This is a genomic window from Roseateles subflavus (genome assembly GCF_030285365.1).
Taxonomy (GTDB): domain Bacteria; phylum Pseudomonadota; class Gammaproteobacteria; order Burkholderiales; family Burkholderiaceae_C; genus Roseateles_B; species Roseateles_B subflavus.
In genome coordinates, this window is the sequence record NZ_JASVDS010000002.1 from 921,912 (window position 1) to 946,292 (window position 24,381).

A 24,381-nucleotide genomic window follows, 5' to 3' on the forward strand; every position below is an offset into this window, starting at 1 on the left:
CTGCTGCAGCGTCGCTGCTGAGAGCTTTGATGACGCCGCGCACCCGTCGCGATGGTGCTGTGCTCAACAATGGCCGCAATGACGGCCCGCCCGATCTCGACGAGCTCTGGCGCGATTTCAACCGCAAGCTCTCCGGCTTCTTCGGCGGTCGAGGCGGCGGCTCCGAACCCCAGCCGGGCGGTTCCGGTCCCGACATGCGCAGCGCTGGCGTGGGCATGGGCCTGATCGGTGGTGTCGTGGCCCTGGCCTGGCTCGGCAGCGGCTTCTTCACGGTGCAGGAAGGCGAGCAGGCCGTCATCACGTCCTTCGGCAAGTACAGCCGGACGGTCGAGGCCGGCTTCCAGTGGCGCCTGCCCTATCCCTTCCAGGCTCACGAGACCGTCGCCGTGACGCAGCTCCGTTCGGTGGAAGTCGGACGCCTGAACCAGGTGCCGGTCACCGGCCTGCGGGACTCCTCCATGCTGACGCAGGACGAGAACATCGTGGACATCCGCTTCACGGTGCAGTACCTGCTCAAGGACGCGCGCGACTACCTCTTCGAGAACCGCGATCCGGACGAGGCGGTCCGCCAGGCCGCCGAGTCGGCCGTGCGCGAGATCGTCGGCAAGTCCAACATGGATTCCGTGCTGTACGAGCAGCGTGACGCCATCGCCGCCGAGCTCGGCAAGTCGGTGCAGGCGCAGCTGGACCGCCTCAAGGCCGGCATCCAGATCAAGAACGTCAACGTCGGCAGCGTGCAGGCCCCCGAACAGGTGCAGGCGGCCTTCGACGACGCCTTCAAGGCCGGCCAGAACAAGGAACAGCTCAAGAACGAGGGCGAGGCCTACGCCAACAGCGTGATCCCCGAGGCCCAGGGCAAGGCTGCGCGCCTGCGCCAGGAGGCCGAGGGCTACCGCTCGCGCGTGATCGCCCGTGCCGAGGGTGATGCGCAGCGCTTCAAGTCGGTGCTGGTCGAGTACCAGAAGGCGCCGGCCGTCACGCGCGACCGCATCTACATCGACACCATGCAGCAGATCTACAGCGACGTCACCAAGGTCATGGTGGACAGCCGCAACGGCTCGAACCTGCTGTACCTGCCGCTGGACAAGCTGATGCAGCAGGGCAACTCCAGCGTCACGAGCACCACGCCGGTCCCGGTGACCGTCGAGCCGGCGCCTGCCGCCACCGCACCGGTGGATCGCAACCGCGATGCCCTGCGCAATCGTGAAGGCCGTTGAGGGAGCGACGACATGAACCGAATCACTAGCATCGTGCTGGGCGCGCTGGTCGCCTTCATGGTCCTGAGCTCGACGATGTACGTCGTGGACCAGCGCCAGTTTGCCGTCGTGTATGCCCTCGGCGAGATCAAGGAAGTGGTCAGCGAGCCGGGCCTGAAGTTCAAGGCGCCGCCGCCGTTCCAGAACGTGGTCTTCCTGGATCGCCGCGTGCAGACGCTGGACAACCCCGATCCCCGCCCGATCTTCACTGCCGAGAAGAAGAGCCTGGTGCTCGACTGGCTGGTGAAGTGGCGCGTGACCGATCCCCGCCAGTTCATCCGCAACAGCGGCAGCACCATGAGCGCCGTGAATGCCCGCCTGAGCCCCATCGTGCAGGCGGCGCTGAACGAGGAAGTCACCAAGCGCGATGTCCGGGCCGTGCTCGCCACGGAGCGCGACAAGGTCATGCAGGACGTGCGCCGCCGCCTGGTCGAGGAAGCCAAGCAGTTCGGCATCGAGATCCTGGACGTGCGGATCAAGCGCGTGGACTTCGCGGCGAACATCACCGAGGCGGTCTATCGCCGCATGGAGTCCGAGCGCAAGCGCGTGGCGAATGAATGGCGCGCCACCGGCAGCGCCGAGGCGGAGAAGATCCGCGCCGATGCGGACCGTCAGCGTGAAGTCATCCTGGCCGAGGCCTACCGCGATGCGCAGCTGATCAAGGGCGAGGGCGATGCCAAGGCTTCGGCCCTGTATGCCGAGGCCTTTGGCCGCGACCCGCAGTTTGCGCAGTTCTACCGCTCGCTCGAGGCCTACCGCGCGGTGTGGAAGAACAAGTCGGACGTGATGGTGCTCGATCCGAACTCCGAGTTCTTCAAGGCCATGCGCGGCGCACCGACCGGTCCCGCAGCGCCGGCCAAGAAGTAAGCGCCGCCACCGCACAGCAGATCTGCCCCGCCCTCGAGCGGGGCTTTTTCGATGAGTCTCGACCTTCTCTGGACCGCCCTGGCCTTGATGCTCGTGATCGAGGGGCTGCTGCCGCTGCTGCAGCCGGCACGCTGGCGCGCGCTGTTCCAGCGCATGACCGCCCTCAGCGACGGCCAAATCCGCTTCGTCGGGCTGGCCAGCGTGGCCTTCGGGCTGATCGGGCTCCTGCTGCTGCGCTGAGCCCCTGAGCCGCCCGGCGCTGCCAGGGCAGGGTGGCCGCCCGCGGTTCACCCGTTGTGCGTGACCCGCATTTGCGCGTCACGTAGGCTCGCCTGTTCGTCCGTCCGGGACTTCCCGGTACAATGCCGTTTTTAACCCCCCCAGAAACGTCCATGGCCTCTGCTTGGCTGCTGCCCGAGCACATTGCTGACGTCTTGCCCTCCCAGGCTCGCCGTATCGAAGAACTCCGGCGTGAACTCCTGGATCTGGCGCGGACCTACGGCTGCGAACTGGTGATGCCTCCCATGCTGGAGCACCTCGAGTCGCTGCTCACCGGTACGGGTCGTGAACTGGACCTCAAGACCTTCAAGCTCGTCGACCAGTTGTCCGGTCGCAGCCTCGGCCTGCGCGCGGACACCACGCCGCAGGTCGCGCGCATCGACGCCCACCTGCTGAACCGTGCCGGCGTGACGCGCCTGTGCTACTGCGGTCCCGTGGTGCACACGCGGCCGGAAGGGCTGCATGGCAGCCGCGAGCCGCTGCAGTTCGGCGTCGAGATCTATGGCCATGCCGGCCTGGAAGCCGACCTCGAAGTGCAGGAGCTGGCCATCGCCACGCTGCGCAAGGCCGGCCTGACCGGCATCACGCTGGACCTGGGCGATGCCCGCCTGGTGCAAGGCGTGCTGGGCGAGCTGAAGCTGCCAGCGGATACGCTGGATGCCATCGTCTCGGCCCTTGCCGCGAAGGATGCGGCGAACCTGGCCCAGGCGACGGCGGGCATGCCCGCTGTCGTGGCTCAGGGTCTGCAGGCCCTGATCGGCCTGTATGGTGGCCTCGAGGTCCTCGACCAGGCGCGTGCGCAGCTGCCGGATCATCCGCTGATCCGTGCGGCGCTGGACGACCTGCGCTGGCTGTCCAGCCACCTGCGCGAGAGCCATCCGGACCTGCGCCTGGGCTTCGACCTGGCGGATCTGCGGGGCTATGCCTACTACAGCGGCATGCGTTTCGCCCTCTATGCCGCCGGTTGCAGCGATGCCGTGCTGCGCGGCGGGCGCTACGACGAGGTGGGGGCCGTGTTCGGCCGCCGCCGTCCGGCCGTGGGCTTCAGCCTTGACCTGAAGACGCTGGTGGCGCTGAGCCCCGTCACGCCGCTGCGGGCCGCCGTGCGCGCCCCCTGGGGCGAGGACGCGGCCCTGCGCGCTGCCGTGCGAGCCTTGCGTGAGCAAGGGGAAACTGTCGTCTGCGTGCTGCCCGGGCACGAGCACGAGAACGACGAATTCGACTGCGACCGCGAACTGGTCACTGTTGGCGGGCAATGGGTGGTGCGCGCGCGTTGACGCGGCCCGCCAATCTGAATACTTTTCATTGGATGAGCATCATGCACAGTGAGATCGCGCGCGGCCGTAATGTGGTCGTTGTGGGCACCCAGTGGGGTGACGAAGGCAAGGGCAAGGTCGTCGACTGGATGACCGACCACGCACAGGGCGTGGTGCGCTTCCAGGGCGGCCACAACGCCGGCCACACGCTGGTGATCAAGGGCGTGAAGACGGCCCTGCAGCTGATTCCGTCGGGCATCATGCGTGACGGCGTGGCCTGCTACATCGGCAACGGCGTGGTGGTGGATCCGGCCCATCTGGTGTCCGAGATCGAGCGCCTGGAGAAGGCCGGCGTGGACGTGCGCTCGCGCCTCTACATCAGCGAATCCTGCCCGATGATCCTGCCCTTCCACGTGGAGGTGGACAAGGCCCGCGAGGCGCTGCGCGAGAGCAGCGGCAGCGGCAAGATCGGCACCACGGGCAAGGGCATCGGCCCGGCTTACGAGGACAAGGTCGCCCGCCGCGCCCTGCGCCTGCAGGACCTGAAGCACCCCGAGCGCTTCGCCAAGAAGCTGCGCGAGCTGCTGGATCTGCACAACCACGCACTGACGGGCTACCTGAACGCCAGCGCGCTGGAGTTCCAGCCCATCTTCGACAAGACCATGGCCCTGGCCGAGCAGGTCAAGCCCATGCTGGCTGACGTCGGCTACATGCTTCACAAGGCCCACAAGGCCGGCGCGAACATCCTGTTCGAGGGCGCCCAGGGCACGCTGCTGGACATCGACCACGGCACCTACCCCTACGTGACCTCCAGCAACTGCGTGGCCGGCAATGCCGCCGCCGGTGCGGGCGTCGGTCCGCAGATGCTGCACTACATGCTGGGCATCACCAAGGCCTACACCACCCGCGTGGGCTCGGGCCCGTTCCCGACCGAGCTCGAGTGGGAGAAGGAAGGCACCGTCGGCTACCACCTGTCCACCGTCGGCCAGGAGCGCGGCACCGTGACGGGCCGTGCCCGCCGCTGCGGCTGGCTGGACGCCGCCGCCCTCAAGCGCTCGATCATCATCAACGGCATCACGGGCCTGTGCCTGACGAAGCTGGACGTGCTGGATGGCCTCAAGGAAATCCAGATGTGCGTCGGCTACGAGCTGAACGGCAAGCAAGTCGACATCCTTCCGCTGGATGCCGACGAGATCGTGGCCTGCAAGCCCATCTACGAGACCTTCCCGGGCTGGACGGAAAGCACCTTCGGCGTCACGAACTGGGATGCGCTGCCGCTGAACGCGCGGCGCTACCTGGAGCGTGTGCAAGAGGTCATCGGCGCGCCGATCGACATGGTGTCCACGGGTCCGGACCGCGAGCACACCATCCTCCTGCGCCATCCCTACCAGGGCTGAGCCCCTCTCAACGATCACATCGCATTTGGAGTAAGCATCTATGTTGACCGACGACGGCAAGCACCTGTACGTGTCCTGGGACGAATACCACCTGCTGACGGAGCGTCTGGCACTCAAGGTGCATGCTTCCGGCTGGGAGTTCGACCAGATCCTGTGCCTGGCCCGCGGCGGCGTCCGCCCGGGTGATGTGCTGTCCCGCGTGTTCGACAAGCCGCTGGGCATCATGTCCACGAGTTCCTATCGCGCCGAGGCCGGCACCATCCAGGGCCGCCTGGACATCGCCAAGTACATCACCATGCCCAAGGGCGAGCTGGCCGGCCGCGTGCTGCTGGTGGACGACCTGGCCGATTCCGGCGTCACGCTCAAGGCCGTGGTCGAGCGCCTGCGTGGCATGCCCTCGGTGAAGGAGCTGCGTTCCGCGGTGATCTGGACGAAGTCGGTCTCGACCTACACGCCGGACTACTACGTCGAGATGCTGGAGACCAGCCCCTGGATCCATCAGCCTTTCGAGATCTACGACGACATGCGCCCCGACGCGCTGGCCAAGAAGTTCTCGGTCTGATCCTCCACGCCCTGCCATGCGACGGCGCGTCATTGCCGTCGCACACGCCGCCAGGCGCGCCGCCCCGTTCCATGACGGGCGACGCGCCTTTTTCATGGGCGCGCGCGCCGCGCCGCTCGCCTGTTTGTGCTCCGGCGGGGCAGGGCGGGGGTCAGGTGTTGCGTGAGATGTCGTGCGGGGTGTTGCGCAAGGTGTTGCGCATGGGCGCCGGGACGCCTGGCGCACGGGCATCGCACTTGTGTGTTTGGCGTGCCGCAAAGCAAAATGGCTGCAGGTCTTTCGATCTGCAGCCATTCACCGTCGAGGGCCTCAAAACAGAGGCCGCAAAAACAAAAGCCAGCTCTGCAGAACAGAAGCTGGCTTTTGCAAGCATTTGGTGCCCAGGAGAGGACTCGAACCTCCACGGAGTTACCCGCTAGTACCTGAAACTAGTGCGTCTACCAATTCCGCCACCTGGGCAAGGTTTCCAAGCTTTTTGTTCAAACCCGATCACATGAACTATGATCTCTCTGAACGAATTGCCTGGCCGTTTCAGGAAAGCTGAGATTCTATCATCAAAAATTTTAAGAACACAAGTGGTCCCGGCAACAATGCCGGTTCGCAGGCAGCGCTGCTGAGTGAAGTCGAGGGTGTGGTGCAGGGGCACCGCGACGGGCACGGCTTCCTCATCCCCGATGACGGGCAGCCCGACCTCTACCTGTCCTCCCAGGAAATGCATGCCGTGATGCACGGCGACCGCCTGCGGGCGCGCATCGTGCGCTATGACAAGCGCGGGCGCCCGGAAGGCCGGGTGCTGGAGATCCTCGACCGCAAGAAGCGTCCCATCATCGGCCGCCTGCTGCTCGAGTCGGGCGTCTGGCTCGTGGCGCCGGAAGACAAGCGCTACGGGCAGGACATCCTCGTGCCGAAGAACGCCATCGCGAATGCGACGGCGGGTCAGGTGGTGGCGGTCGAGCTGACCGAGCCGCCTTCGCTGTACTCGCAGCCCGTGGGGCGCGTGACCGAGGTGCTGGGCGAGATCGACGATCCCGGCATGGAAATCGAGATCGCGGTGCGCAAGTACGAGGTCCCGCATCGCTTCAGCGCCGAGACCCTCGCGCAGGCCGCCAAGCTGCCGGATCGCGTGCGAGCGGTGGACATGAAGAACCGCGTGGACCTGCGTGACGTGCCGCTGGTCACCATCGACGGCGAGGATGCCCGCGACTTCGACGATGCGGTGTACTGCACGCCTCACAAGCAGGGGCGCGGCAAGACGGCGTTCAAGGGCTGGCGCCTGCTGGTCGCCATTGCCGACGTCAGCCATTACGTGAAGCCCGGCGAGGCGCTGGACCTCGATGCCTATGAGCGCGCCACGTCGGTCTACTTCCCGCGCCGCGTCATCCCTATGCTGCCGGAGAAGCTCTCCAACGGCCTGTGCTCGCTGAACCCGGACCAGGACCGTCTGTCCATGGTCTGCGACATGCTGGTCACGGAGGAGGGCGAGACCTTTGCCTATCAGTTCTATCCGGCCGTGATCTGCTCGCATGCGCGGCTCACCTACAACGAGGTGGCTGCCGTGCTGGCGAACACGCACGGCCCCGAGGCCGCGCGCCGCAAGGGCCTGGTGCCGCACCTGCTGCACCTGCACGAGGTCTACCGGGCCCTGCTGAGCCAGCGCCAGCGGCGCGGTGCCGTCGACTTCGACACGGTCGAGACGCAGATCGTCTGCGACGACAACGGCCGCATCGAGAAGATCATCCCGCGCACCCGCAATGACGCCCACCGCCTGATCGAGGAAGCCATGCTGGCCGCCAACGTCTGCGCGGCGGACTTCATCGCCGGAGGCAAGCACCATTCGCTGTACCGCGTCCACGAGGGCCCGACGCCCGAGAAGCGCACGGTGCTGCAGGCCTATCTGCGGGCCCTGGGCATCGGCATGGGGCTGTCGGACGACCCCTCGCCCGGTGAGTTCCAGGCCATCGCCCAGGCCACCAAGGACCGTCCGGACGCCACGCAGATCCACACCATGCTGCTGCGCTCCATGCAGCAGGCGATCTACACGGGGGCCAATGCCGGCCATTTCGGCCTGGCCTACCAGGCCTACACGCACTTCACGAGTCCGATCCGGCGCTACCCCGATCTGCTGGTGCATCGCGTGATCAAGGCCATGCTGGGCAACAAGCGCTACCAGCTGGATCCGGCCAAGATGGACGTGCCTACGCCGCCCAAGCGGCCCGGCAGGGCCAAGCCGATCAATCCGGCGTCGGCGAGCACCGAGGTCGAACGCTGGGAAGTGGTGGGGGCGCACTGCAGCGCCAACGAGCGCCGCGCCGACGAAGCCTCGCGTGACGTCGAGGCCTGGCTCAAGTGCCGCTACATGCGCGAGCACCTGGGCGAGGAGTTCAGCGGCACCGTCAACGCGGTGACGAGCTTCGGCCTGTTCGTGCAGCTGGATGCGCTCTTCGTCGAAGGTCTGGTCCACATCACCGAGCTGGGCGGCGAGTACTACCGATTCGACGAGGTGCGCCAGGAGCTGCGCGGCGAGCGCACGGGCATCCGCTACGCCACGGGCGCGCGGGTGCAGGTGCAGGTCAGCCGCGTGGACCTCGACGGCCGCAAGATCGACTTCCGCCTCGTGCGGGAGACCGACGAGTCGCGCCCGTCCGCCCGTCCGCCACGTGACAAGACCGGCCAGGCAGCGCCCCGCCAGCCGACGGACAAGCTGGTCGAGGTGCAGCGCCAGGACCGCGAGGTCAAGGCCAGCGGCAAGCGTGCACGCTCGGGGAGCGCCTCGCGCAGTGGTGGCGCCACGGCGGCCTCGCCCGTGAAGGCGCGCAAGGCTGCGGCGCGTCAGGCGACGGAGTCCGGCAAGCCGCGCAAGCGCCGCTGAAGCCGACCGCCGGGCCTTGCCCGGCGCCGCCGCTTCAGGGCTTCATGGCAGCGGCGGCTGCAAGGCGTGCATCTGCTCGATGAGGTCGGCGGCGCGCAGCGGTGCGCGCGCCCCCTGGGCGGCCTCGCCATGGCGGGCGACGCTGCGTGTGGCGACCTCATGGGGCGCTTCACGCGACTGCTGTGCCCACAGCCCGCCCATCCACCCCGCCAGCACGTCCCCCGTGCCGGCGCCCGCGAGCGCGGCATTGCCGCTGCCATTGAGGTGCAGTGGCTCGCCCGGGCTGGCGATGAGGGTGCCGGAGCCCTTGAGCACTACGGTGCAGTCGAATGCGGCCGACAGCGCGCGCGCGGCGCCCAGCCGGTCGTTCTGCACCTGGCCCACGGTGTGGCCGAGCAGCCGGGCGGCCTCCAGGGGATGCGGTGTCAGCACCGTCTGCAGGCCCCGCGCCCGCCGGCTGCCGAGCGCCTGCCGGGCCAGTGCGTTGGTCGCGACGCTGTTCAGCCCGTCGGCATCGAGCACCAGGCGGTGGGCGTGCTGGAGGAGTGGCTGCAGCAGGCCGGCACTGTCGAGGGCCGTGCCGGCGCCGCAGCCGGCCACGAGGGTCAGGTCTTGCCAGGCGGTGCTGTCATCGAGACGGCCGGCGCTGCCATCGGGCCAGTCCATGAGTTCCGGCCGGCGGTGCTCGGCCGCGCGGCGGATGTGCTCAGGGCCGAGGCTCAGCGTCTTCACGAACACCTTGCCGGCACCGGCCGCCAGCGCGGCGCAGGCCGCCAGCTCGGCGGCGCCCTGCATGTGGGCGGCGCCGCCCACGACCAGCACCTGCCCGTAGCTGCCCTTGTGGCTGGCGTGGGCGCGGACGTCCGGTGCAGGCGGCCGCCCCGGATCGCCAGGGGCGATGAGCCAACCGGCGTCGCCGCGCGGGACGTGGAGGCCCAGGGTGTCGAGCCAGATCCGGCCGGCGAGATCACGGCCTTGTGCCGTGAAAAGGCCCGGCTTGAGGCTCAGCAGGCACAGGGTGTGATCGGCACGGGCGACGGCGCCGGGGCGCCCGTCAGCGTCCTGGCAAGGCTGGCCCGTGTCGCCCTGCAGGCCGCTGGGCAGGTCCACGCTGAGCACGGGCACGCCCCCGGCGCGGAGCGCGGCGATGGCCTCGGCCAGCGCGCCCTGTGGTGGCCGCTGCACGCCCAGCCCCAGCAGGGCATCGATGAAAAGATCGCAGTCCGCGGGCGGGCAGGGCGCGGCGCCGAGGCGGACGTGCCCGTTCGGCGCCGACGTCAGCGGGGCCAGCGCATCCAGGGCCCATTGCGCGTCGGCAGGCAGCGGCTTGCCGGCATTCAACAGGCTGACATGGACGTCCAGCCCCTGAAGGGCGAGATGCCGCGCGGCCACGAGGCCGTCGCCGCCATTGTTGCCGGGCCCGCAGGCCACCCAGACGCGGCGGGCATGCGGGGCGACGGCGAGGGCGAGCCTGGCCACCGCCAGGCCGGCGCGGGCCATCAGGGCATGGGCGGGAGCGGCCGCGAGGGCCTCGGCCTCCAGCGTGCGGCAGCCCGACGTGCTGAAGAGGGGGTGGCGGCCGCCGTGCGGGAGGACCTCGATCATGCGGCCACTCTAGCTCAGCCCCGTCGTGCGGCGGCGAAGGGGGTGAGGTCCAGGCCGGGGTCGCGACCGCCGATCAGCGCGGCCATGACCTGGGCGGCGCCCGCGGCCATCGCGGCGCCCTGTCCGCCGTGGGCCAGGTTCAGCCAGATGCCGTCGGCGCCGCTCGCGCCCAGCAAGGGCAGGCCATCGGCGCTCATCAGGCGGCTGCCCTGCCAGTACTGGACCTGCTGAGGCTGGATGGCCCCCGGGAACCAGTCGTGCAGCACGGCATGCAGGGCCTCGAAACCCTTGTCGCCCCGGCTTGGGGGCTGGAAGCTGGCGCCACCGCTGACGCGCACGCGCTGGCCCAGGCGGCTGAGGATCACCTGCTGCTCGTCGTCGATGAGGTTGGCGCGGGGGCCGAGGTCCGGGAAGGCTTCCAGCTGCCGCAGCGGCGCCGTCAGCGTGCGGCCCCAGACCTGCCGCAGCGCGGGCTTCAGACCCAGCTGATGCAGCAGCGGGTCCTCCAGCTGGGCGCCGCAGACGAGCACGGCATCGAAGCTGTGCGTCTGGACTTCGCGCGGGCTGGGCAGGGTGGCGGGGCCGGCAGCGCTGTTCGCGTCCTGCCGCGGGCTCACTGCCGGCAGGCCGGCCTGCGGCGCGGGGCCGTGGGTGAGGGCGGGGCGCTTGCCGGCTTGCAGCTGGCGGACTTCGGTGTGGAAGCTGAAGTGCACGCCCAGACGCTGGGCCGCCTGCTTCAGCAGCAGGCACAGCTCGCGGCCATTGGTGGCTTCGGCCTCGGGCAGATGCCAGCCGCCATGCAGCGGGATGTCCGGATTGAGGCCGGGCTCATGCTGGCGGCACTGCGCCGCATCCCGCCAGGCATGGGACACGCCGGCCTGCTGCCAGGACTCGGCCAGCGCCTGCGCCTTGCGGGCCTGCGCCTCGCTGCGGACCAGGAGCAGCAGGCCTTCGCTGCGTTCGTGGTCCAGCTGCAGCTGGCGCCGCAGCACGGTCGAGCGAGCGAGGCTCTGCTGGGCCAGGGTGCGCAGGGTCGCGGCGATGGTGTCGTCGCGCTGGGTGCGGGCCTGGCGCGCGGCCCAGCGCCAGGCGGGGTGGCTCAGGCTCGATCCCTGCAGCGCCAGCGGCTGGCTGCCGCACAGGGCACCCCAGACGCCGCTCAGCGCAGGGGCGCTGAGCCCGCCCTGGGCGAAGCTGGACTCCGAGGCCACGCTGCCGCTGCGCTCGAACACGACGACGGCGTGGCCCTGGGCGGCCAGCTCCAGGGCCGCGTGGATGCCGGTGATGCCGGCGCCGATGATGGCGACTTCCATTCAGGACCTCGCCGTGGTGAAGGGGTGGAATGCCGCGCGGTCAGCGGCGGTGGGGCGGTGCGCCAGAGGGCAGGACCGGGCGCGGTGGGAGGGGGCGAATTTCAATCGTGCTATACTCTTTGGGTTTTGCCGGATAGTGCATGCCATTCAAGGGGGCTTCTTGCCCTGAGCTGAATCGTGCTTGCCGCCGCGGCCGGCACCGTTGTCGTGGGCTTTGTCCCGTGGCGGGGTGTCAGGCAGATCGAGGCAGATCAGGCAAATCAATCGCAAACCGGCAATCGAAAGGTGTCGTGTCGTGGCAGCTCAATGAGCGGGCCTTTTTTGCCCTTCGCTACGACGCGATTCGAGCCGGATTTTAGAACCAACCTTCGGAGTTACTCATGTCCGTGACGATGCGCGAAATGCTGGAAGCCGGTGTCCACTTTGGTCACCAAACCCGCTTCTGGAACCCCAAGATGGCCCCCTTCATCTATGGCCATCGCAACAAGATCCACATCATCAACCTTGAAAAGACGCTGCCCAAGTTCGAGGAGGCCCTGAAGTTCGTGCGCCAGCTGTCGGCCAAGCGCGGCACGATCCTGATGATCGGCACCAAGCGTCAAGCCCGCGAGATCGTCGCTGCTGAAGCCCAGCGCGCCGGCGTGCCCTTCGTGGACCAGCGCTGGCTGGGCGGCATGCTGACCAACTTCAAGACGGTCAAGGGTTCGCTGAAGAACCTGAAGGACATGCAGGCTCAGGTCGAGAACGGCACCCAGCCCGCCATCAAGAAGGAAGCGCTGATGTTCCAGCGTGACCTGGCCAAGCTGGAAAAGAACATCGGCGGCATCCAGGACATGGCTGCCCTGCCGGACGCCCTGTTCGTGATCGACGTCGGCTACCACAAGATCGCCATCGCCGAAGCCAAGAAGCTGGGCATCCCCGTGATCGGCGTGGTTGACACCAACCACTCGCCCGAAGGCATCGACTACATCATCCCCGGCAACGACGACTCCGCCAAGGCTGTCGCTCTGTACGCCAAGGCTGTGGCCGACGCCGTGCTGGAAGGCCGTGCCAACAGCACCGCCGAGCTGGTGCAGGCTGTTGCCGCCGACGGCGACGAGTTCGTGGAAGTGAACGAAGGCGCCTGAGCCCTTCGGCACTTGCTCACCAGGGGCTGATTCAGCCCCTTTTTTCCACGCTGAATCTGTATTTGCGGAGCCGCTGCGTCGGCTCCCAGTCCAACGGAGATTGAAATGGCTGCTATTACCGCAAGCATGGTCGCCGAGCTGCGCGCCCGTACCGACGCTCCCATGATGGAGTGCAAGAAGGCCCTGACCGAAGCCGAGGGCGACCTGACCCGCGCCGAGGAAATCCTGCGCGTCAAGCTGGGCAACAAGGCTGGCAAGGCCGCTTCCCGCATCACCGCTGAAGGCGTGGTGGCGGCGGCTGTCGTCGGTGGCGCCGGCGCGCTGCTCGAAGTCAACTGCGAAACCGACTTCGTGTCCAAGAACGAGGCCTTCCTGGCCTTCGTGAACGCCCTGGCCGGCCTGGTTGCCGAGAAGAACCCCGCTGACGTCGACGCCCTGTCGGCACTGCCCCTGTCCCAGGAAGGCTTCGGCCCGACCGTGGAAGACGTGCGCAAGGGCCTGATCGGCAAGATCGGCGAGAACATGACGATCCGCCGCTTCAAGCGCTACGAAGGTGGCAAGCTGGTCTCGTACCTGCACGGCACCCGCATCGGCGTGATGGTCGAGTTCGACGGTGACGACGTGGCTGCCAAGGACGTCGCCATGCACGTCGCCGCCATGAAGCCGGCAGCCCTGTCCTCCGCCGAAGTGCCGGCCGAGCTGGTCGCCAAGGAGCGCAAGATCGCCGAAGAGAAGGCTGCCGAGTCCGGCAAGCCGGCCGACATCGTCGCCAAGATGGTCGAAGGCTCGGTGCAGAAGTTCCTGAAGGAAGTCTCGCTGCTGGACCAGGTCTTCGTGAAGGCCGCCGACGGCAAGCAGACCGTCGCTGCCATGCTCAAGGAAAAGGCCACCGCGGTGAAGAGCTTCACCCTGTACGTGGTCGGCGAAGGCATCGAGAAGAAGGTCGACGACTTCGCAGCCGAAGTGGCCGCCCAGAAGGCTGCCGCCGAAGCGGCTGCCGCTGCCAAGAACGCCTGAGCGTCTTTTGGCCGGGCTGACGAGCCCGGTTTGCCGCTCGGCGTGACCTGGGAATGAGGGGGAGCCCCCGATTTCCTTGAATCACCGCGACGGCTGGAAACAAAGGGCGCCTCTGGCGCCCTTTACACTTGCGCCTGCGGTCGGGGAGGAGCTCTCCCCGGCATCGCGGCAACCCACCACCCACGACGAGGACACAATGCCCGCGCACAAACGCATCCTGCTCAAACTTTCCGGTGAAGCCCTGATGGGCGATGACGCCTACGGCATCAACCGCGCCACCATCGTGCGCATGGTGCGCGAGATCCAGGAGGTGACGCAGCTGGGTGTGGAAGTGGCCGTCGTGATCGGCGGTGGCAACATCTTCCGCGGCGTGGCCGGCGGCTCGGTCGGCATGGACCGCGCCACCGCCGACTACATGGGCATGCTGGCCACGGTGATGAATTCCCTGGCCCTGGCCGACACCATGCGCCAGGAGGGCATGACGGCCCGCGTGATGTCCGCCATCAGCATCGAGCAGGTGGTCGAGCCCTACGTGCGCCCCAAGGCGCTGCAGTACCTCGAAGAGGGCAAGGTCGTCATCTTCGCGGCCGGCACGGGCAATCCCTTCTTCACGACCGATACCGCCGCCGCGCTGCGCGGTGCCGAGATCGGTGCCGAGATCATGCTGAAGGCCACCAAGGTCGATGGCGTCTACACCGCCGACCCGAAGAAGGACCCGACGGCCACCCGCTACGCCCGCATCAGCTTCGACGAGGCGATCACCAAGAATCTGCAGGTGCTGGACGCCACCGCGTTCGCCCTGTGCCGCGACCAGAAGCTGCCCATCAAGGTCTTCAGCATCTTCAAGGCCGGCGCGCTCAAGCGCGTGGTCATGGGCGAGGACGAGGGCACGCTGGTCCACGTTTGAGTGTCCTGGCGCGTTGAGCCCGGGTCCATTCCTGAACAAGGTTGAGCATCATGAGCATTGCTGACATCAAGAAGAACGCCGAGGCCAAGATGGCCAAGACGGTCGAGTCCTTCAAGACCGAACTGCAGAAGATCCGCACCGGCCGGGCTCACCCGGGCATCCTGGATCAGGTCCATGTGGACTACTACGGCTCGCCCGTGCCCATCTCGCAGGTCGCCAACGTGAGCCTGCTGGACGCCCGCACGATCAGCGTGCAGCCGTGGGAAAAGGGCATGGGCCCCAAGATCGAGAAGGCCATCCGCGAGTCGGACCTGGGCCTGAATCCCTCGGCCCAGGGCGACCTGATCCGCGTGCCGATGCCCCCGCTGACCGAGGAGCGCCGCCGCGACCTGACCAAGGTCGTCAAGAGCGCTGGCGAGGATGCCAAGGTGGCCGTGCGCAATCTGCGCCGCGACGCCAACGAGCAGGCCAAGAAGCTGCAGAAGGACAAGGCCATCACCGAGGACGACGAGCGCCGCTCGCAGGACGAGGTGCAGAAGCTGACCGATCGCGTGATCGGCGACATCGACAAGCTGATCACGGCCAAGGAAGCCGAGATCCTGGCCGTCTGAGCCCGCACGCGTCGTGACGGATCAGAGCAAGGCGGTCCCCCGCCATGTGGCCATCGTCATGGATGGCAACGGCCGCTGGGCGAAGAAGCGATTCCTCCCGCGCTTCTTCGGCCACAAGCAGGGCGTCGACGCGCTGGTGCGCATCGTCCAGGCCTGCATCGATCGCAACATCGAGCACCTCACGGTGTTCGCCTTCTCCAGCGAGAACTGGAAGCGTCCCTCCGACGAAGTCTCAGGCCTGATGGGCCTGGTGCTGGCGGCGGTCTCGCGCTACCTGGCCCGCATGGGCGCGATGGGTGTGCGCATCCGCATCGTGGGCGATCGCGATGCGGTCTCCGACAAGCTGCGCAACGCCTGGAACGAGGCCGAGTCCTCGACGCTGCACAACAGCAAGCTCACGCTGAACGTCGCCTTCAACTACGGCGGCCGCTGGGACATCGTGCAGGCGGCTCGCGCGGCCCTGGTGGCCGGCGTCAAGCCGGAGGAGCTGACGGAGGCCAAGCTGTCCGAGTTCATGGCCATGAGCTATGCGCCGGACCCGGACCTCTTCATCCGCACGGGCGGTGAGGTGCGCATCAGCAACTTCCTGCTGTGGCAGTCGGCCTACAGCGAATTCGTGTTCTCGGACTGCCTCTGGCCGGACTTCGGCGAGGCCCAGCTGGACGCCGCCATCGCGGCCTTCCGCGAACGGGACCGCCGCTTCGGCGGCGTGAAGACGGACACGGCGCTGGAGGCCTGAGTGCTCGGAACCCGCATCATCACGGCCATCGTGCTGCTGGCCATCCTCCTGCCGGCGCTGTTCGCCGGCTCGCCCTGGCCGTTCGCGGCCGTCACGCTGGTGCTCATCGCCGCCGGGGGCTGGGAATGGGGGCGCCTCAACGGCCTCGCCCAGCCGGCCGCGCTCGCGATGGGCGCTGCGCTGGCGGGGCTGTGCCTGTTCACGCTGCTGGGCCCGGGCCTGGCCGCCGTGCCGGCCGGGCTGTGGTGGGTGCTGGGCGGAGCCTGGGTGCTGGGGTCGGCGCACGCGCTGCGCCTCGGGCCCGCCGGCTGGCCACGCCTGCCGCGGGCCGGGCGTCTCGTGCTGGGCTTCGTGCTGCTGTGGGGGGCCTGGGCGGCGATCGCCACGGCACGTGGCATCGGCCTGAACTTCATCCTCTCCGTCTTCTGCCTCGTGTGGGTGGCGGACGTCTTCGCCTACTTCGGTGGCCGCACGATGGGCCGGCGCAAGCTGGCACCGGCCATCAGTCCCGGCAAGAGCTGGGAGGGCGTCTGGACCGGCATGGCCGCCGTGCTGCTGCTGGGCCTCGCCTGGACCTTCGGTCTGGAGCCGCGCCTGCACACGGACACCCCGAGCCTCTACGCCCGCCTGCTGACGGGCCTCGGCCTGCCGCTGGGCCTGCTGGCGCTGGTCTTCCTGTCCGCCATGAGCGTGATCGGCGACCTCTTCGAATCCCTCATCAAGCGCGCCGTCGGGGCCAAGGACAGCAGTCAGCTGCTGCCCGGCCACGGCGGTGTGCTGGACCGTGTCGACGCCTTGCTGCCGGTGTTCCCGCTGGCCCTGGCCCTGAACTCCCTCGTCGCATGAACACCTCCCGCCGACAGCGCGTCTGCGTGCTGGGCTCGACCGGCTCGATCGGCACCAACACGCTCGACGTGCTGGCCCGCCACCCCGAGCAGTTCGAGGTCTTCGCCCTCAGCGCCATGAGCCGCGTGGACGCGCTCCTGGCGCAGTGCCTGCAATGGCAGCCGCGCTTTGCCGTCATGCCCGAGGCCGCGGCCGCGCGCGAGCTGCGCCGCCTGCTGGCCGAGCAGGGCAGCCGCACCGAGGTGCTGGACGGCGCCCAGGCCCTGAGCGATGTCGCCGCCCACCCGGACGTGGATGCCGTGATGGCCGCCATCGTCGGGGCCGCCGGCCTGGCGCCCTGCCTGGCCGCGGCCCGCGCGGGCAAGCGCCTGATGCTGGCCAACAAGGAGGCCATCGTCGTCGGGGGCGCGCTGTTCATGCAGGCGGTGGAGGAGGGCGGCGCCACGCTGCTGCCGGTCGACTCCGAGCACTCGGCCATCTTCCAGTGCCTCCCCGAGGACCGCACGACCTGGGCCCAGCGCATCGACCATATCGTGCTGACGGCCTCCGGCGGGCCTTTCCGGCAGCGCGACCCGGCCACGCTCGCCGACGTCACGCCCGAGCAGGCCTGTGCCCATCCCAACTGGGTCATGGGCCGCAAGATCTCGGTCGATTCCGCGACCATGATGAACAAGGCGCTCGAGGTGATCGAGGCGCGCTGGCTGTTCAATCTCAAGCCCGAGCAGATCCGGGTGCTGATCCATCCGCAGAGCATCATCCACTCGATGGTGGTCTGCCGTGACAACTCCGTGCTCGCCCAGCTGGGCACGCCGGATATGCGCGTGCCCATCGCGTATGCGCTGTCCTTCCCGCAGCGCATCGAGTCCGGCGCCTCGCGCCTGGACCTGCTGGCGGGCCGCGACCTCAGCTTCGAGGAGGCCGACGAGCGCCGCTTCCCGGGGCTGCACCTGTCCTGGCAGGCGCTGCGCGCCGAGGAGGGGGCGACGGCCGTGCTGAACGCCGCGAACGAGGAAGCCGTGGCGGCCTTCCTGGACCGCCAGCTGCGCTTCGACCACATCCATGCGGTCAATGCCGGCGTGCTGGCGTCCGTGCATCCCGAGGCCGGGCAGTGCGACTCGCTCGACGGCCTGCTCGCGCTCGACGCCCGGGCGCGCCTGGCGGCCCGTGAGCGCATTGCGCAGCTGAGGGCCTGATGCTGGAGCTGCTGGCCTTCCTCGTCGCGCTGGGGGTGCTGATCCTCGTGCATGAATACGGCCATTTCAGCGTGGCGCGGGCGTGCGGCGTGAAGGTGCTGCGCTTCTCGCTGGGCTTCGGCCCCGTCCTGTGGCGCCGCCAGCGATCGGCGGACGCGACGGAGTTCACCCTGTCGGCGCTGCCGCTGGGCGGCTATGTGCGAATGCTGGACGAGCGCGAAGGCCCCGTGCCGGCCGAGCAGCGGGCCCAGGCCTTCAACAACAAGCCGCTGCGACAGCGCGCGGCCATCGTTGCGGCCGGTCCCGTGGCCAACTTCCTTCTGGCCATCGTGCTGTTCGCACTGCTGGCCATGCTGGGCCAGCAGGAGCCGCTGGCGGTGATGGGATCCCCCAAGCCGGGCGGCCTGGCCGAGCGCGCCGGCCTGCGGGCGGGGGACCGTGTGATGGCGCTGGCCCGGGAAGGGCAGGCCTGGCAGGAGGTCGCGTCGCTGGCGGACCTGCAATGGCCGGTGATCGAGGCCATCACCGAGCAGTCCGTGCTGAATCTGCAGATGGCCGATGCGCAAGGCCGCGGCCGCCGTGAGGTGCGCCTCGACATGCGCGAGCTGGGCAGCCGCGAGCCGGATGCCGCCACGCTGGGCCGGCTGGGCCTGGGCGGGCCCCTGCGCGAGCCGGTCATCGGCAAGGTGGAGCCGGACGGCGCCGGTGCGCGCGCCGGCCTGCGGACGGGCGATCTCGTGCTGGACATCGACGGCGTGCGCGTCCAGGACGCGGCGCAGCTGGTCGGGCTGATCCGGGCCTATGCCCAGGCGCCCGGGCAGGCGCAGCAGTGGCGCATCGAACGACAGGGCCAGGTCTTGCCCGTGGCGGTGCAGCCCGACATCGACGTCGAGGGCGAGGCCCGCATCGGCCGCATCCGCGCGGCCGTCGGCGCGCCGGCCCAGACCGTGCTGGTGAGCCACCCGGCCGGAGACGCCCTGTTCATCGGCCTTCGCAAGACCTGGGAGCAGTCGGCGATGACGGTCAAGGTCTTCGGCCGCATGCTCATCGGCCAGGCCTCGCTCAAGAACCTGAGCGGTCCCATCACCATCGCCGATGCCGCCGGGCAGGCCGCGCGGGTGGGGCTGCACCAGTACCTCGCGCTGCTGGCCATGCTTAGCGTCGGCTTAGGCGTCCTGAACCTGCTGCCGCTGCCCATGCTCGATGGGGGACACCTGATGTATTATCTTTTCGAGGGTCTGAGCGGCCGCCCCGTGTCCGAGTGGTGGCTGGAGCGGCTGCAGCGCGCCGGTTTCTTCCTGATGCTGCTGATGATGGCTCTGGCCCTTTCCAACGACGTGACCCGCAAGCTGGGTCTGCACTGATCTCTCACCTGCATGTCTCCACACCTGATCCAGCGCGCGCGCATCCGCCCCTCCCTCCTGTCCCTCGCGCTCGCTGCTGCTTTGCAGGCGGGCAATGCATGGGCGGTCGATCCCTTCGTGCTCAAGGACATCCGGGTCGAGGGCGTGCAGCGCACCGACCCCGGCACGGTCTTTGCCAGCCTGCCCTTCCGCGTGGGCGACACCTACAACGATGAAAAGGGCGCCGCCGCACTGCGCGCGCTGTTCGCGACCGGCCTGTTCAAGGACGTGCGCATCAACATCGACGGCGACGTGCTGGTCGTCGTGATCGACGAGCGCCCCGTCATCGCCGCGGTGAGCTTCGTCGGCCTCAAGGAATTCGACACCGAGGCGCTCACGAAGTCGCTGAAGGACATCGGCATCGGCGAGGGCAAGCCCTTCGACAAGGCCCTGGCCGACCGCGCCGAGCAGGAGCTCAAGCGCCAGTACCTGACCCGCAGCCTGTACGGCGCGGAGGTCACGACCACCATCACCCCGCTCGAGCGCAACCGCGTCAACGTCGCCTTCACCGTGACGGAAGGCGAACCGGCCAAGATCGGCGAGATCCGCATTCTCGGCAGCAAGGTCTTCTCGGAAAGCACGCTGCTCGGTCTGCTCGAGCAGACGACCACCGGCTGGCTGACCTGGTACACCAAGAGCGACCGCTATTCGCGCACCAAGCTCAATGCCGACCTCGAGACGATCCGCTCCTACTACCTGAACCGGGGCTACCTGGAGTTCTCGATCGAGTCCACGCAGGTCACCATCTCGCCGGACAAGCAGAGCATCAATATCGCCGTCACCGTCAAGGAAGGCCAGCCCTACACCGTGACCGGCGTGAAGCTCGAGGGCGAGCTCCTGGGCCGCGACGAAGAGTTCAAGCGCCTGGTGGCCGTGCGTCCGGGCCAGACCTACCGGGACGATGCGGTGTCCGCGACCAAGCGCGCCTTCACCGACTACCTCGGCACCTTCGGCTACGCCTTCGCCCGCGTGGACAGCCGCCCCGAGATCGACAAGACCACCGGCCAGGTGCAGGTCACGCTGACCGTGGACCCCGGCCGCCGCGTCTATGTGCGCCGCATGCTGGTGTCGGGCAACACCCGCACGCGGGATGAGGTCATCCGCCGCGAGTTCCGCCAGTTCGAGGGCGCCTGGTACGACGGCACGCGCATCAAGTTCTCGCGCGACCGCGTGGAGCGTCTGGGCTACTTCAAGGAAGTCACGGTCGACACCACCGAGGTCCCGGGCGCACCGGACCAGGTGGACGTCACCATCGCCGTGACCGAGCGCCCCACGGGCAACGTGATGGTCGGCGCGGGCTACAGCAGCCAGCAGGGCATCTCTTTCACCGGTTCCATCCGCGAGGAGAACGTGCTGGGTTCGGGCAGCTATCTGGGCCTCGAGGTCAACACCGCCAAGACCGGCCGTGCCCTCTCGGTCTCGACGGTCAACCCGTACTACACCGTGGATGGCGTCTCGCGCGGCATTGACGTGTTCTACCGCACCAGCAAGCCCTACAACAGCTTCGGTGACGTCTACGAGTTCGCCACCTACGGCGGCTCGCTGCGCTTCGGCGTGCCGTTCTCCGAGCTGGACACCGTCTTCTTCGGCCTGGGCGTCGAGAAGACCCACATCTCGACCAACGCCGGCATCCCGCTGATGTACAAGCTGCAGGTGCTCGAGCAGGGCAACAACAGCCTGGCCATCCCCATGACCATCGGCTGGCAAAACGAGCAGCGGGACAGCATCATCTCGCCCACGGCCGGCAAGTACCAGCGCGTGAACCTCGAGATGAGCGCCCTGGGCGACGCCCGCTACGCGCGTGCCAGCCTGCAGTGGCAGCAGTTCTTCCCCATCACCAACAAGTTCAGCTGGATGTTCAACGCCCAGCTGGACTGGGGCATGGGTCTGGGTGGGCGCAAGTACCCGATCTTCAAGAACTACTACGCCGGCGGCCTGGGCTCCGTGCGCGTGTTCGAGGCCAACTCGCTGGGCCCCGTCGACCTGACGGGCTCCAACATCGGCGGCAATCTGCGCGCCAATGTCAACGCCGAGCTCTACATCCCCGTTCCAGGGGCTGGCAACGACAAGTCTTTCCGCCTGTTCACGTTCGTGGATGCCGGTAATGTGTGGGACACCAAGAGCCCGCTGTACAAGGTCTCCCTGGACTCGATCCGGGTCTCTGCCGGTATCGGCATCAGCTGGATGTCCCCCATGGGTCCGCTGAAGCTCAGCATGGGCAAGCCGATCCGCAAGGAAGCGAAAGATAGAATCGAGAAATTCCAATTCCAAGTCGGGACTGCATTCTGATGAAGAGCACCTTGATGAAATCGCTGTGTGCCCTGGCCCTGGTGGCCGCGCCGGTGATGACCTTGCAAGCCCAGGAACTCAAGATCGGGTACGTGAACCTTGAGCGCGTCACCCGCGAAAGCAATTTCGCGAAGGTCGCGCAGACCAAGCTGGAAACGGAATTCAGCCGTCGCGAGAAGGACATCAAGGACGCCGAGTTGAAGCTTCGCCAGACGGCGGAGAAGTTCGACAAGGACTCCACGATGCTGTCCGAGGCGGACCGCGGCCGCCGCCAGCGTGATCTGGCCGAGCAGGACCGGGACCTGCAGCGCAAGAAGCGCGAGTACTCCGAAGACCTGCAGCAGCGCCGCGGCGAGGAGCTCCAGGCCCTGATCGAGCGCACGAACCGCATCGTCAAGCAGATCTTCGACAACGAGAAGTACGACCTGATCCTGCAGGACGCCAGCTTCGTCAGCAACCGCGTGGACATCACGAAGAAGGTGATCGACGCGCTCAACGCCCAGAAGTGATTGGACACCGCCGTCACCCTGGCTGAACTGATCGCCGCCTTGGGCGGCGATCTTCTTGGTGCGCCCGAAACGCCCATCCGCCGCATCGCATCCCTGGAGACGGCGGACGCCGGCGCCATCGCCTTCCTGGCGAACGTGCGCTACCAGTCGCAGCTCCAGACGACGCAGGCCGCCTGCGTGATCGTCGCTCCGGCGCTCGCCGAGGCCGCCGCGGCCCGCCAGCCGGGGGCGGCGGTGATCGTCACGCCCGACCCCTACCTCTACTTCGCCCGCCTGACCCAGTGGTGGGCCCGTCGCGTGCGGCCGCTCGCACCGGCGCGCGTCCACCCGTCGGCCGTGATCGCCGACGACGTGCAGCTGGGGCAGGGCGTGGACATCGGCCCCCTGGCGGTGATCGAGGCCGGCGCGGTGATCGGCGACGGCGCGCGCATCGGGGCCCATTGCGTGATCGAGGCGCGGGCACGCATCGGCGCGGGCACGCGCCTCGCGCCGCGTGTCACGGTCGGCTTCGACTGCCACATCGGTGCCCACGGCATCGTGCACAGCGGCGTCGTCATCGGCGCGGATGGCTTCGGCTTCGCGCCGAGCCAGGGCCGCTGGGAGAAGATCGAGCAGCTCGGCGCCGTGCGCATCGGCGACCACGTCGAGATCGGCGCCAACAGCTGCATCGACCGCGGCGCCCTCGGCGACACCATCCTGGAGGAGGGCGTCAAGCTCGACAACCTCGTCCAGATCGGCCACAACGTCCACGTGGGCGCCCACACGGCCATGGCCGGCTGTGCCGGCGTGGCCGGCAGCGCGCGCATCGGCGCCCACTGCACCGTGGGCGGCGGCGCCATCGTGCTGGGGCACCTGAGCCTCGCGGACCACGTCCATGTGTCCGCCGCCACCGTGGTCACCCGCACCATCAGCAAGCCCGGCCAGTACAGCGGCGTCTTCCCCTTCGACGACAATGCCAGCTGGGAAAAGAATGCAGCAACCCTGAGACAGTTGCATGCCATGCGCGACCGTTTGCGCGCCTTAGAGAGAAAAGAATGACGACCGCGACCGATACCAAGATGGACATCCATCAGATCCTGGCCAAGATCCCCCACCGCTACCCCATTCTGCTGGTGGATCGCGTGCTGGAGATCGAAAAGGGCAAGCGCATCCGTGCGCTCAAGAACGTGTCCATCAACGAGCCCTACTTCATGGGCCACTTCCCGCACCGCCCCGTGATGCCGGGCGTGCTGATGCTCGAGGCCATGGCCCAGGCGGCCACGGTGCTGACGCTGGTGAGCCTCGACGCCGAGCTGGACGACAAGACCGTCTGCTACTTTGCCGGCATCGACGGTGCCCGCTTCAAGCGCCCCGTGGAGCCGGGCGACCAACTCGTGCTGGACGTGACCCTGGACCGCGCCAAGGCCTCCATCTTCAAGTACACCGGCAAGGTCTACGTGGGTGAAGACATCGCCTGCGAGGCCGAGCTGATGTGCACCATGCGCCGCATCGAGGCCTGAGGCCCGGCGCGCCGCCCCTTTCGCCGATTACTCTGGAACGCTGTCGATGAGCAAGATCCATCCCACCGCCGTCGTGGACCCCAAGGCCGAGCTGGACAGCTCGGTCGAGGTGGGGGCCTTCACCCTCATCGGGCCCGGCGTGAAGATCGATGCCGGCACGCGCATCGGCCCGCACTGCGTGGTCGAGGGCCCGACCACCATCGGTCGGGACAACCAGTTCTTCCAGTTCAGCTCCATCGGCGCCGCGCCGCAGGACAAGAAGTACGCCGGCGAGCCCACGCAGCTGATCGTGGGGGACCGCAACGTCGTGCGCGAGTTCTGCACCTTCAACCGTGGCACCTCGCAGGACGCCGGCATCACCCGCCTGGGCGATGACAACTGGATCATGGCCTACGTCCACCTGGCCCATGACTGCGTCGTCGGCAACCGCACCATCTTCGCGAACAACGCGCAGCTGGCCGGCCATGTGCACGTGGGCGACTGGGCCATCCTCGGCGGCTTCACGGTGGTGCACCAGTTCGTGCACATCGGCGCGCACAGCATGACGGGCATGGGCTCCATCCTCTTCCAGGACCTGCCGCCCTTCATCATGGCCGCCGGCAACACGGCCGAGGCCCGCAGCTTCAACCTGGAAGGCCTCAAGCGCCGCGGCTTCTCTCCTGAGCAGCTCAATGCCGTCAAGCAGATGTACCGCATCCTCTACCGCCGCGGCCTCACCGTCGACCAGGCGAAGATGGAGATGATGGCGCTGCAGGGCGAGATGGCCGCCGCGAAGGACACCATCCAGCTGATGCTGGACTTTCTCAACACCGCCACGCGCGGCATCATCCGCTGAGC

Annotated in this window: 22 protein-coding genes and 1 tRNA gene; 20 read left to right on the top strand and 3 right to left on the bottom strand. The window is 68.1% G+C overall.

The features are described from left to right. The first annotated feature begins 29 nt into the window (after positions 1–29). The 6 genes from hflK to QRD43_RS09975 all read left to right on the top strand — a co-directional run bounded on the left by hflK (position 30) and on the right by QRD43_RS09975 (position 5,617). Entirely contained in the window at positions 30–1,217 is a 1,188-nt protein-coding gene (hflK, locus tag QRD43_RS09950; protein WP_285982315.1) for an FtsH protease activity modulator HflK, read from the top strand. 12 nt (positions 1,218–1,229) lie between these two features. Beyond that, the gene (hflC, locus tag QRD43_RS09955; protein WP_285982316.1) at positions 1,230–2,123 is read left to right on the top strand and encodes a protease modulator HflC; all 894 of its coding nucleotides are present in this window, start codon (positions 1,230–1,232) and stop codon (positions 2,121–2,123) included. Between the two features lie 51 nt (positions 2,124–2,174). After that, the gene (locus tag QRD43_RS09960; protein ID WP_285982317.1) at positions 2,175–2,363 is read left to right on the top strand and encodes a DUF2065 domain-containing protein; all 189 of its coding nucleotides are present in this window, start codon (positions 2,175–2,177) and stop codon (positions 2,361–2,363) included. A gap of 152 nt (positions 2,364–2,515) precedes the next feature. After that, the gene (locus tag QRD43_RS09965; protein ID WP_285982318.1) at positions 2,516–3,679 is read left to right on the top strand and encodes an ATP phosphoribosyltransferase regulatory subunit; all 1,164 of its coding nucleotides are present in this window, start codon (positions 2,516–2,518) and stop codon (positions 3,677–3,679) included. A 41-nt stretch (positions 3,680–3,720) separates the two neighbouring features. Beyond that, the gene (locus QRD43_RS09970) at positions 3,721–5,055 is read left to right on the top strand and encodes an adenylosuccinate synthase (RefSeq protein WP_285982319.1); all 1,335 of its coding nucleotides are present in this window, start codon (positions 3,721–3,723) and stop codon (positions 5,053–5,055) included. A 40-nt stretch (positions 5,056–5,095) separates the two neighbouring features. Next, positions 5,096–5,617 (top strand): phosphoribosyltransferase, encoded by a 522-nt coding sequence (locus tag QRD43_RS09975; protein ID WP_285982320.1) that lies wholly within the window; start codon positions 5,096–5,098, stop codon positions 5,615–5,617. Positions 5,618–5,991: 374 nt separating this feature from the next. On the opposite strand, the gene QRD43_RS09980 is transcribed toward QRD43_RS09975, so the two are convergent. After that, positions 5,992–6,076: transfer RNA gene (locus QRD43_RS09980), tRNA-Leu, on the bottom strand. 154 nt (positions 6,077–6,230) lie between these two features. Here QRD43_RS09980 and rnr point away from each other — a divergent pair. Continuing rightward, positions 6,231–8,486 (top strand): ribonuclease R, encoded by a 2,256-nt coding sequence (gene rnr, locus QRD43_RS09985; protein WP_285982515.1) that lies wholly within the window; start codon positions 6,231–6,233, stop codon positions 8,484–8,486. Positions 8,487–8,528: 42 nt separating this feature from the next. On the opposite strand, the gene QRD43_RS09990 is transcribed toward rnr, so the two are convergent. Together QRD43_RS09990 and QRD43_RS09995 are read right to left on the bottom strand one after the other, a co-directional pair. Further along, positions 8,529–10,091 carry an NAD(P)H-hydrate dehydratase gene (locus QRD43_RS09990; RefSeq protein ID WP_285982321.1) on the bottom strand — a complete coding sequence of 521 codons (1,563 nt, stop codon included), beginning with the start codon at positions 10,089–10,091 and terminating at the stop codon, positions 8,529–8,531. 14 nt (positions 10,092–10,105) lie between these two features. Further along, positions 10,106–11,404, bottom strand: a complete 1,299-nt coding sequence (locus tag QRD43_RS09995) for an NAD(P)/FAD-dependent oxidoreductase (RefSeq protein ID WP_285982322.1) — start codon at positions 11,402–11,404, stop codon at positions 10,106–10,108. A gap of 380 nt (positions 11,405–11,784) precedes the next feature. On the opposite strand from QRD43_RS09995, the gene rpsB reads away from it, so the two are divergent. The 13 genes from rpsB (at position 11,785) to lpxA (ending at position 24,379) form a co-directional block, all read left to right on the top strand. Beyond that, complete coding sequence (gene rpsB / locus QRD43_RS10000) at positions 11,785–12,531, top strand: 30S ribosomal protein S2 (protein WP_285982323.1); 747 nt, start codon at positions 11,785–11,787, stop codon at positions 12,529–12,531. A gap of 105 nt (positions 12,532–12,636) precedes the next feature. Continuing rightward, entirely contained in the window at positions 12,637–13,548 is a 912-nt protein-coding gene (tsf, locus tag QRD43_RS10005) for a translation elongation factor Ts (RefSeq protein WP_285982324.1), read from the top strand. A 196-nt stretch (positions 13,549–13,744) separates the two neighbouring features. Beyond that, complete coding sequence (gene pyrH / locus QRD43_RS10010) at positions 13,745–14,455, top strand: UMP kinase (protein WP_285982325.1); 711 nt, start codon at positions 13,745–13,747, stop codon at positions 14,453–14,455. Positions 14,456–14,505: 50 nt separating this feature from the next. Then, positions 14,506–15,066 carry a ribosome recycling factor gene (gene frr, locus QRD43_RS10015; protein WP_285982326.1) on the top strand — a complete coding sequence of 187 codons (561 nt, stop codon included), beginning with the start codon at positions 14,506–14,508 and terminating at the stop codon, positions 15,064–15,066. A gap of 13 nt (positions 15,067–15,079) precedes the next feature. Continuing rightward, entirely contained in the window at positions 15,080–15,805 is a 726-nt protein-coding gene (gene uppS / locus QRD43_RS10020) for a polyprenyl diphosphate synthase (RefSeq protein ID WP_285982327.1), read from the top strand. Next, complete coding sequence (locus QRD43_RS10025) at positions 15,806–16,651, top strand: phosphatidate cytidylyltransferase (RefSeq protein WP_285982328.1); 846 nt, start codon at positions 15,806–15,808, stop codon at positions 16,649–16,651. Continuing rightward, complete coding sequence (gene ispC, locus QRD43_RS10030; protein WP_285982329.1) at positions 16,648–17,844, top strand: 1-deoxy-D-xylulose-5-phosphate reductoisomerase; 1,197 nt, start codon at positions 16,648–16,650, stop codon at positions 17,842–17,844. The genes QRD43_RS10025 and ispC overlap by 4 nt, the downstream gene beginning before the upstream one ends. Beyond that, positions 17,844–19,208, top strand: a complete 1,365-nt coding sequence (gene rseP / locus QRD43_RS10035; RefSeq protein ID WP_285982330.1) for an RIP metalloprotease RseP — start codon at positions 17,844–17,846, stop codon at positions 19,206–19,208. The genes ispC and rseP overlap by 1 nt, the downstream gene beginning before the upstream one ends. Before the next feature lie 12 nt (positions 19,209–19,220). Beyond that, positions 19,221–21,536 carry an outer membrane protein assembly factor BamA gene (gene bamA / locus QRD43_RS10040; protein ID WP_285982331.1) on the top strand — a complete coding sequence of 772 codons (2,316 nt, stop codon included), beginning with the start codon at positions 19,221–19,223 and terminating at the stop codon, positions 21,534–21,536. Between the two features lie 14 nt (positions 21,537–21,550). Beyond that, positions 21,551–22,045, top strand: a complete 495-nt coding sequence (locus QRD43_RS10045; protein ID WP_285982332.1) for an OmpH/Skp family outer membrane protein — start codon at positions 21,551–21,553, stop codon at positions 22,043–22,045. Continuing rightward, positions 22,046–23,083 carry a UDP-3-O-(3-hydroxymyristoyl)glucosamine N-acyltransferase gene (lpxD, locus tag QRD43_RS10050; protein ID WP_285982333.1) on the top strand — a complete coding sequence of 346 codons (1,038 nt, stop codon included), beginning with the start codon at positions 22,046–22,048 and terminating at the stop codon, positions 23,081–23,083. After that, a complete protein-coding gene (gene fabZ / locus QRD43_RS10055) occupies positions 23,080–23,544 on the top strand; it encodes a 3-hydroxyacyl-ACP dehydratase FabZ (RefSeq protein ID WP_285982334.1) in 465 nt (154 codons plus the stop codon). Before lpxD ends, fabZ begins: the two co-directional genes overlap by 4 nt. A 46-nt stretch (positions 23,545–23,590) precedes the next feature. After that, on the top strand, positions 23,591–24,379 hold the full coding sequence (gene lpxA, locus QRD43_RS10060) for an acyl-ACP--UDP-N-acetylglucosamine O-acyltransferase (protein ID WP_285982335.1): 789 nt from the start codon (positions 23,591–23,593) through the stop codon (positions 24,377–24,379). Positions 24,380–24,381: the final 2 nt, after the last annotated feature.